Here is a 9082-nt window from a genome sequence, read left to right as displayed (position 1 = left end):
GGGGCGTGCCGGGGGGCCGCCGCCGCGGCACCGGGGGCCCGCGTTCGGCGGCGCCCCACCCCCCCGCCGGCGGGGGGGGGTGGTCACCCCCCCCCCCCGGCGCTCTCGTACCGCTGTGTCCGGGTCAGACGAGGTTCACGGAGCGGGCCGACGTGGCGCCGATCTCCTCCGCGACCTCGGCCAGCACGCCGGAGCCCACCGTGTCGTCGACGGTCAGCACGGCCAGCGCCTCGCCGCCGGCCGCCGAGCGGGCGACCTGCATGCCGGCGATGTTGATGCCGGCCTCGCCGAGGATCCGGCCGACGGTGCCGACGACGCCCGGCCGGTCCTCGTACCGCAGGACGACCATGTGCTCGGCGAGGGCCAGGTCGACGTCGTAGTCCCCGACGGCGACGATCTTCTGCAGGTGCTTCGGGCCGGCCAGGGTGCCGGAGACCGACACCTCCTCGCCGTCGGCGAGCGTGCCGCGCACGGTGACCACGTTGCGGTGGTCGGCCGACTCGGAGCTGGTGGTCAGGCGCACCTCGACGCCGCGCTCCTGCGCGAACAGCGGGGCGTTGACGTACGAGACGGTCTCATCGACGACGTCCTCGAAGACGCCCTTGAGCGCGGACAGCTCCAGCACCTTCACGTCGTGCTGGGTGATCTCGCCGTACACCTCGACGTCGAGGCGGACCGCGACCTCGCCCGCGAGCGCGGTGAAGATCCGGCCGAGACGCTCGGCGAGCGGCAGGCCCGGCTTGACGTCCTCGGCGATCACACCGCCCTGGACGTTGACCGCGTCCGGCACCAGCTCACCGGCGAGGGCGAGACGGACGGAGCGGGCGACGGCGATGCCGGCCTTCTCCTGCGCCTCGTCGGTCGACGCGCCGAGGTGCGGGGTGCACACCACCTGGTCGAACTGGAACAGCGGGGAGTCGGTGCACGGCTCCTTGGCGTACACGTCCAGGCCGGCGCCGGCGACGCGGCCCTCCTTCAGGGCGGAGTACAGCGCCTCCTCGTCGACGATGCCGCCGCGCGCGGCGTTGACGATCCGCACCGACGGCTTGACCTTGCGCAGCGCCTCCTCACCGATCAGACCGAGGGTCTCGGGCGTCTTGGGCAGGTGCACGGTGATGAAGTCGGAGACCTCGAGCAGCTCGTCGAGCGACAGCACCTTGACGCCCATCTGCGCGGCCCGCGCGGGCTGGATGTAGGGGTCGTAGGCGACGACCTTCATCCCGAAGGCGGACATGCGCTGCGCGACGAGCGCGCCGATGCGGCCGAGGCCCACCACACCGAGGGTCTTCTCGGCGAGCTCCACACCGGTGTACTTGCTGCGCTTCCACTCCCCGTTCTTCAGCGCGGCGTTGGCCTGCGGAATGTGGCGGGCGGTGGCGACGAGGAGACCGCAGGCCAGCTCGGCGGCGGTCACGATGTTGGAGGTGGGGGCGTTGACGACCATCACGCCGGCCTTGGTGGCGGCGGAGACGTCCACGTTGTCCAGGCCGACGCCGGCTCGCGCGACGACCTTCAGCTTGTTCGCGGCGGCGATCGCCTCGGCATCGACCTTGGTGGCGGAGCGGATCAGGATCGCGTCCACATCGGCGATGGCGGGCAGCAGTTCGGCTCGGTCGGCGCCGTTGCAGTGCCGGATCTCGAAGTCCGGGCCGAGCGCGTCGACGGTCGCGGGCGAAAGCTCTTCAGCGATGAGTACGACGGGTTTCGAGCTCACGTGGGTCCTCACAAGTCCAATGCGGACGGCCGTCCCGACGGCCGCAGGCGGTGGAGGGGAGCGCACCGGAAATTTCTCGGGGTCGCTTAGCCGCGGAAGACGCACGACGCTGTGGGCCTGACGCGTGTTCTGCAGCAGTGTAGTGGCGTGGCAGGGGGTGTCTTGCGCCTCTGCGGAAGGATCACCCGTCCGTGGCAGGACGGTATGGCCAAAGCAGGGCCAAGGGGCCGGAGCTGTCCGCTCCGGCCCCACCGGAAGCCTACGCCTCCTCGTTCACCCAGCTCATCAGCTTGCGGAGCTGCTTGCCGGTGGTCTCCAGCAGGTGCTCGGAGTCCTGCTGCTTGTACTCGTTGTACTTCTTCAGGCCACCGTGGTACTCGTCCATCCACTGCTGGGCGAACGTACCGTCCTGGATCTCGGCGAGGACCTGCTTCATCTCGGCCTTGGTGGCGTCGGTGATGATGCGCGGGCCGGTGACGTAGTCGCCCCACTCGGCGGTCTCGGAGATGGACCAGCGCATCTTCTCCAGGCCACCCTCGTACATGAGGTCCACGATCAGCTTCAGCTCGTGCAGGCACTCGAAGTAGGCGATCTCCGGCTGGTAGCCGGCCTCGGTCAGCGTCTCGAAGCCCGCCTTGACCAGCGCCGCGGTGCCACCGCAGAGGACGGCCTGCTCACCGAACAGGTCGGTCTCGGTCTCCTCGGTGAAGGTGGTCTTGATGACGCCGGCGCGGGTGCCGCCGATGCCCTTGGCGTACGACAGGGCGAGCGCGAAGGCATTGCCGGAGGCGTCCTGCTCGACGGCGGCGATGCAGGGCACGCCGCGGCCCTCCTCGTACTGGCGGCGGACCAGGTGGCCCGGGCCCTTCGGGGCGACCATGCAGACGTCCACGCCGGCCGGGGGCTTGATGAAGCCGAAGCGGATGTTGAAGCCGTGGCCGAAGAACAGCGCGTCGCCGTCGTTCAGGTTCGGGGCGATGTGCTCCTCGTAGACCTGGGCCTGGATCGGGTCCGGCACCAGGATCATGATGACGTCGGCCTCGGCGGCGGCCTCGGAGGGCGTCACCACGCGCAGCCCCTGCTCCTCGGCCTTGGCCTTGGACTTGGAGCCCTCGTGCAGACCGACCCGCACGTCGACACCCGAGTCGCGCAGCGACAGCGCATGGGCGTGGCCCTGGCTGCCGTAGCCGATGACCGCGACCTTGCGGCCCTGGATGATGGACAGGTCGGCGTCAGCGTCGTAGAACAGCTCGGCCACTTTGGGTTCTCTCCTTGGTGTACAGGTTGTGCGTCCCACCGTATGACGGCGGGCGTCAGACAGGATTCGGGGTCTCGCGATGCGAGCGGCATACGGGCGGCCGGTGTCACCCGACCGCCCGAACGCGGGTCACGCGGAACGGTCGAGTGCGCGCAGCGACCGGTCCGTGATCGAGCGGGCGCCGCGGCCGATGGCGATCGTGCCGGACTGGACCAGCTCCTTGATGCCGAACGGCTCCAGCATCTTGAGCATGGCCGACAGCTTGTCGCCGCTGCCGGTGGCCTCGATCGTCACGGCGTCCGGGGAGACGTCGACGGTCTTGGCGCGGAAGAGCTGGACGATCTCGACGATCTGGGAGCGGGTCTCGTTGTCGGCGCGCACCTTCACCAGGACGAGTTCGCGCTGGACCGCGTGCTGGGGCTCCAGCTCGACGATCTTCAGCACGTTGACCAGCTTGTTGAGCTGCTTGGTCACCTGCTCCAGGGGCAGGTCCTCGACCTGCACCACGATGGTGATGCGGGAGATGTCGGGGTGCTCGGTGACGCCGACGGCGAGCGAGTCGATGTTGAAGCCGCGGCGGGAGAACAGGGCGGCGATCCGGGCGAGGATGCCGGGCGTGTTCTCCACCAGGACGGAGAGCGTGTGCTTGGACATGTCTGGTCTTCCTCTTCGCTCTTCCCGGCTCAGTCGTCTTCGTTGTCGCCGAAGTCCGGGCGGACGTCCCGGGCGGCCATGATCTCGTCGTTGGAGGTGCCCGCGGCGACCATCGGCCAGACCATCGCGTCCTCGTGGACGATGAAGTCGACCACGACCGGACGGTCGTTGATGGAGTTCGCCTCTTCGATGACCTTGTCGAGGTCCTCGGGGGACTCGCAGCGGATCGCGTGGCAGCCCATGGCCTCCGACAGCTTCACGAAGTCGGGGACGCGGGTGCCCGCGCTCGGGCCCTTGGGCTCGGCGCCCGGTCCCGAGTGCAGCACGGTGTTGGAGTACCGCTGGTTGTAGAACAGGGTCTGCCACTGGCGGACCATCCCGAGGGCGCCGTTGTTGATGATGGCGACCTTGATCGGGATGTTGTTCAGGGCACAGGTGGTGAGCTCCTGGTTGGTCATCTGGAAGCAGCCGTCGCCGTCGATCGCCCAGACGGCCCGGTCCGGCTGCCCGGCCTTGGCGCCCATGGCGGCGGGCACCGCGTAGCCCATCGTCCCCGCGCCGCCCGAGTTCAGCCAGGTGGCGGGCTTCTCGTACTGGATGAAGTGCGCGGACCACATCTGGTGCTGGCCGACGCCCGCCGCGAAGATCGTGCCCTCCGGCGCGAGCCGCCCAATGCGCTCGATGACCTGCTGCGGGGACAGGGAGCCGTCCTCGGGCTGGTCGTAGCCGAGCGGATAGGTCTCGCGCCAGCGGTTCAGGTCCTTCCACCATGCCGCGTACCTGGTCTCGGCGGCCTCGCCCTGCTGGCCCTCGCTGTGCTCCTTCTGCACCGCCTGGATCAGGTCGGCGATGACCTCGCGGGCGTCCCCGACGATCGGCACGTCGGCGGCGCGGTTCTTGCCGATCTCGGCGGGGTCGATGTCGGCGTGGACGATCTTGGCGTACGGGGCGAAGCTGTCCAGCTTGCCGGTGACGCGGTCGTCGAAGCGGGCTCCGAGGGCGACGATCAGGTCGGCCTTCTGCAGCGCGGTGACGGCGGTGACCGAACCGTGCATGCCCGGCATTCCCACGTGCAGCGGGTGGCTGTCGGGGAACGCGCCGAGCGCCATCAGGGTGGTGGTGACGGGCGCTCCGGTGAGCTCGGCGAGGACCTTGAGCTCGGCGGTGGCGTGGGCCTTGAGGACCCCGCCGCCGACGTAGAGGACGGGCCGCCTGGCGGCGGTGATCAGCTTGGCGGCCTCGCGGATCTGCTTGGCGTGCGGCTTGGTCACCGGGCGGTAGCCGGGCAGGTCCGTGGCGGGCGGCCACTGGAAGGTGGTCCTCGCCTGGAGGGCGTCCTTGGCGATGTCGACCAGGACCGGGCCGGGACGGCCGGTGGAGGCGATGTGGAAGGCCTCGGCGATCGTCCGCGGGATGTCGTCGGCCTTGGTGACGAGGAAGTTGTGCTTGGTGATCGGCATGGTGATGCCGACGATGTCCGCCTCCTGGAAGGCGTCCGTACCGATCGCCTTGGACGCCACCTGGCCGGTGATCGCCACGAGCGGCACCGAGTCCATGTGCGCGTCGGCGATCGGGGTGACCAGGTTCGTCGCACCCGGGCCGGAGGTCGCCATGCAGACGCCCACCTTGCCGGTGGCCTGCGCGTAACCGGTGGCCGCGTGGCCGGCGCCCTGCTCGTGCCGGACCAGGACGTGGCGGACCCGGGTGGAGTCCATCAGCGGGTCGTACGCCGGAAGGATCGCACCGCCGGGGATACCGAATACCGTGTCGGCCCCGACCTCCTCGAGAGAGCGGATGAGGGACTGCGCACCCGTGACGTGCTCGACGGGGGTGGGCTGCTGTCCTCCGGAACGGGGCCGCGGCTGCGGATGGTGGGCCCCGGTGGCCTGCTCGGTCATCGGCATTCTCTTCTCGATGCTGAGGTTTTTGCGAGGGTTTTTGCGAGGTTCGTGCGGTGTACGGCTGCTGTACGGCAGGTGCCCGTGCAACAAAAAACCCCTCGTGCCGTAAGGCAAGCGAGGGGAGCGCGCCGGCGAGGGTCGCTGGGGTTTCCGGATCGTCCTCCGGTGGGCCCCAGCTCAGCCGACGCGCTGTCCAAGTACGAGAATTCGGGTGCGCATGGCACTGACCCTCCCCCCGGCGCGCACCACGTGTCAAGTTGGTGGGACGGGAGTCTCATTATGTGAGCGTAGGACACTGCCGCCTCCGAAGACCGCGGAGACACCGCCGGTGACACCACTGGTGTACACCCCCGCGGCACCGCCCGCGAAGGCCGGTGCCGGCTCGGCCGGTGCGTGCGGAAGCGGATAGTGGCCGGATCCGAGAGCCCTGCGCAGCCGGTACTCGTCCAGCGGCCCGGAGAAGGCCATGCCCGTCCCGTGCGTGCAGCCCATCGCGCGCAGCGCCGTGACCTGCTCGGGCAGGTCCACGCCCTCGGCCACGGACTGCAGTCCGAGGTCGTTGGCGATGCGCAGCAGCCCGCTTGTGATCTTGTGCAGCCGCGCCGACTCCACGACACCCTCGACCAGGCCGCGGTCGAGTTTCAGTAGGTCGACCGGGAGTCTGCGCAGTGCCGTGATCGCCGCGCAGCCGCTGCCGAAGCCGTCCAGCGCGATCCGGACACCGAGCCGGCTGAGGGCGGTCAGGCGCCGCTCCAGCTCGTCCAGGCCGACCCGGGGATCGATGTCGGACAGTTCGAGGATCAGCGAGCCGGGGGACAGCCCGTGCCGGGTGAGAAGGGCTTCCACCGAGCCGGGCGGCTGGGAGCGGTCCAGCAGCCGGCGGGCGCTCATCCGGACGGACACGGGCACGGTGAGCCCGGTCGCGGCCCGCTCGGCGGCCCGCACGACGGCCTCCTCGGTGATCCAGCGGCCGAGTTCCGAGGTCTTGTCGCTGTCCTCGGCCACCCGCAGGAACTCCGCCGGGGTGAAGAGCACCCCTTGGGAGGAACGCCAGCGTGCCTGTGCGGAGACCGATGTGATCCGGCCGTTCTCCAGGCACACCACCGGTTGGTGCAGCAGCGCGAACTCGCCGTCGTGCAGCGCGGCACGCAGCCGCGTGGCCAGTTCCGCCTTGCGTACGACGTCCTGCTGCATCTGGGGCTTGTACAGCTCGACGCGGCCCTTCCCGGCCGCCTTCGCGCGGTACATCGCGAGGTCGGCGTTGCGCAGCAGCTCGCCCGCGCCGAGGCCGGGTTCGGCGAAGGCGACGCCGATGGAGGCGTTGACCCGGACGTCGTTGCCGTCGATGAGGTACGGCTGGGAGAGGGTCACCCTGAGGCGGTCGGCGAGCTCCAGGATGTTCCGCTCCCGGGCGGCACGGTCATGGGTGCCGTCCCCGACGATCAGGGCCGCGAACTCGTCGCCGCCCAGCCGGGACGCGGTGTCCCCGTGCCGGACCGCGTCCTGGAGTCTGCGGGCGGCCTGGACGAGCAGCTCGTCCCCGGCCTGGTGCCCGATCGTGTCGTTGACGGCCTTGAATCCGTCCAGGTCGATGAAGAGGACGGCCGTGCCGCACAGACGGTCGCCCCGGTCGGAGGCGCGGCGGCCGGACAGGGCCTGCTGCACGCGCTTGGTGAACAGGGAGCGGTTGGGCAGGTCGGTGAGCGGGTCGTGCTCGGCGTTGTGCTGGAGCTGCGCCTGCAGCCGCACCCGCTCGGTCACGTCCCGGCTGTTGAAGATGAGGCCGCCGTGGTGGCGGTTGACGGTGGACTCGACGTTGAGCCAGCCTCCCCCGCCGGAGCGGAAGCGGCACTCGATGCGGGTGGTGGGTTCCTCGATCGGGCTGGCGGCGAGGAAGCGGCGCACCTCGTGCACCACGCAGCCCAGGTCCTCCGGGTGGATGAGAGCGGCCAGTTCGGTGCCCACCAGATCCTCGGCGGGCCGTCCGTAGACCCCGGCGGCGGCCGGGGAGACGTACCGCAGGATGCCGTTGGGCGCGGCGATCATGATGACGTCGCTGGAGCCCTGCACCAGGGAGCGGAAGTGGTTCTCCTTCTGGGCCAGTTCCTGGGTGAGGGTGATGTTGTCCAGGAGCATGATGCCCTGGCGCACGACGAGCGCCAGCACCACGCAGCCGGCGGTGACGAGCACCACGTGGTCGGGGCTGCGGCCGTCGAGGACGTTGTACAGGATGCCCAGCGTGCACACGGCCGCGGCCAGGTACGGGGTGAGCGCGGCCAGGGAGCCGGTCAGGGGCGGGCCGGCCGGGTACCGGCTGTGATCAGCCCCCGGGGCGGGCCCGGGAGGGGACGCGGGCGCCTGGTGGTGGCCGCCGCCGCGCCGGCCGGGCACGTGCTCGTGGACCACACGCGTGTGGCCGTCCGCGGCGCACCGGTCCGGCTCGGCGTTGTGCTGACCCTGGTGCCGGGGAGCGGCCCAGGGTGCGTACGCCAGGAGCAGGGAGCCGGCGAACCAGCCCGCGTCGAGCAACTGGCCCGAGTGGTAGCTGCTGTGCAGCAGCGGCGAGGTGAACAGCGCGTCGCACATCACGGTGAGGGCGAGCGCGCCGATGGCGGTGTTCACCGCCGTGCGGTTGCCCCGTGTGCGCCTGAAGTGCAGAGCGAGCACCATGCTGACGAGCGCGATGTCGAGCAGCGGGTACGCCAGCGACAGGGCGGCGTGTGCCACGCTCGGCCCGTCGAACCGGGCCGCCTGCGCGAGCGCCAGGCTCCACGACAGGGTGAGCAGCGAGCCGCCGATCAGCCAGGCGTCCAGCGCCAGACAGATCCAGCCCGCCTTGGTCACCGGGCGCTTGGCGAGGACCAGCAGCCCCACGATGGCGGGTGGCGCGAAGCAGAGGAAGAACAGGTCGGCGTAGCTGGGACTGGGCACGGCCTGGCCCAGCACCACCTCGTACCACCCCCAGACCGCGTTGCCGAGGGCCGCCATCGCCGACGAGAGGGCGAACAGCAGCCAGGCGGATCGAAAGCGGACCCGGGGACTGCGGGCGTAGAGGAAGCAGGAGACGGCGGCGGTGCCGGCCGCGGCGGTCAGTCCGAAGTCGCCCATGAACAGCGCGACTTCGTCAGAGCCCCAGCCGAGCGCGGAACCGACGGCGTAGCCCGCGCAGATCAGGGCCAGGGCCAGCTGGTGGACCAGCCGTGAGCCGTCGCCGGAGACCGGCGGACGGGACAGCAGCGCCCCCGACGGGCGCTGCGGGCGCAGCCCCGTGTCGAGGGTCGTCACGGGCGCGGGGCTCACCGAGCCCTCCCGGTCCGCGGGTGGTGGCTGGTGTGGTGGTGACTGGTGTGGTGGTGACTGGTGTGGTGGTGACTGGTGTGGTGGTGACTGGTGTGGTGGTGGCTGGTGTGGTGGTGACTGGTGTGGTGGTGACTGGTGTGACGGCCACGCCTGCGCGTGGCCTTGCGCCAGGGTCGCCGTCGGCGGCTCCGCCGCGTCGGATCGTTCGTCCATAGGCCGTGCATCGCCCGTCGCCCCCCTCACAAATTCTGAAAT

5 protein-coding genes are annotated in these 9082 nt (G+C 70.5%); all 5 read right to left on the bottom strand.

The features are described 5' to 3' along the window. Window positions 1-124: 124 nt before the first annotated feature. Entirely contained in the window at window positions 125-1714 is a 1590-nt protein-coding gene (serA, locus tag ABZX30_RS31800; RefSeq protein ID WP_355939867.1) for a phosphoglycerate dehydrogenase, read from the bottom strand. Between the two features lie 259 nt (window positions 1715-1973). After that, window positions 1974-2972, bottom strand: coding sequence for a ketol-acid reductoisomerase (gene ilvC, locus ABZX30_RS31795; protein ID WP_355939864.1), 999 nt, complete (start codon window positions 2970-2972; stop codon window positions 1974-1976). A gap of 129 nt (window positions 2973-3101) precedes the next feature. After that, on the bottom strand, window positions 3102-3626 hold the full coding sequence (gene ilvN, locus ABZX30_RS31790) for an acetolactate synthase small subunit (RefSeq protein WP_355939861.1): 525 nt from the start codon (window positions 3624-3626) through the stop codon (window positions 3102-3104). A gap of 29 nt (window positions 3627-3655) precedes the next feature. Further along, a complete protein-coding gene (locus ABZX30_RS31785; protein ID WP_355939858.1) occupies window positions 3656-5530 on the bottom strand; it encodes an acetolactate synthase large subunit in 1875 nt (624 codons plus the stop codon). Between the two features lie 249 nt (window positions 5531-5779). Then, window positions 5780-8827 carry an EAL domain-containing protein gene (locus tag ABZX30_RS31780; RefSeq protein ID WP_355939855.1) on the bottom strand — a complete coding sequence of 1016 codons (3048 nt, stop codon included), beginning with the start codon at window positions 8825-8827 and terminating at the stop codon, window positions 5780-5782. Between the last annotated feature and the right edge of the window lie 255 nt (window positions 8828-9082).

It is taken from the genome of Streptomyces sp. NPDC004542 (genome assembly GCF_040610035.1).
In the GTDB taxonomy this organism is placed as follows: Bacteria; Actinomycetota; Actinomycetes; order Streptomycetales; family Streptomycetaceae; genus Streptomyces.
This window is presented reverse-complemented; position numbering and strand designations above follow the sequence as displayed.

Excerpts from the sequence above, each read along its gene's own strand:
- ilvN (WP_355939861.1), bottom strand. The coding sequence starts at position 3,626 with ATGTCCAAGCACACGCTCTCCGTCCTGGTGGAGAACACGCCCGGCATC.
- ABZX30_RS31785 (WP_355939858.1), bottom strand. The coding sequence starts at position 5,530 with ATGCCGATGACCGAGCAGGCCACCGGGGCCCACCATCCGCAGCCGCGG.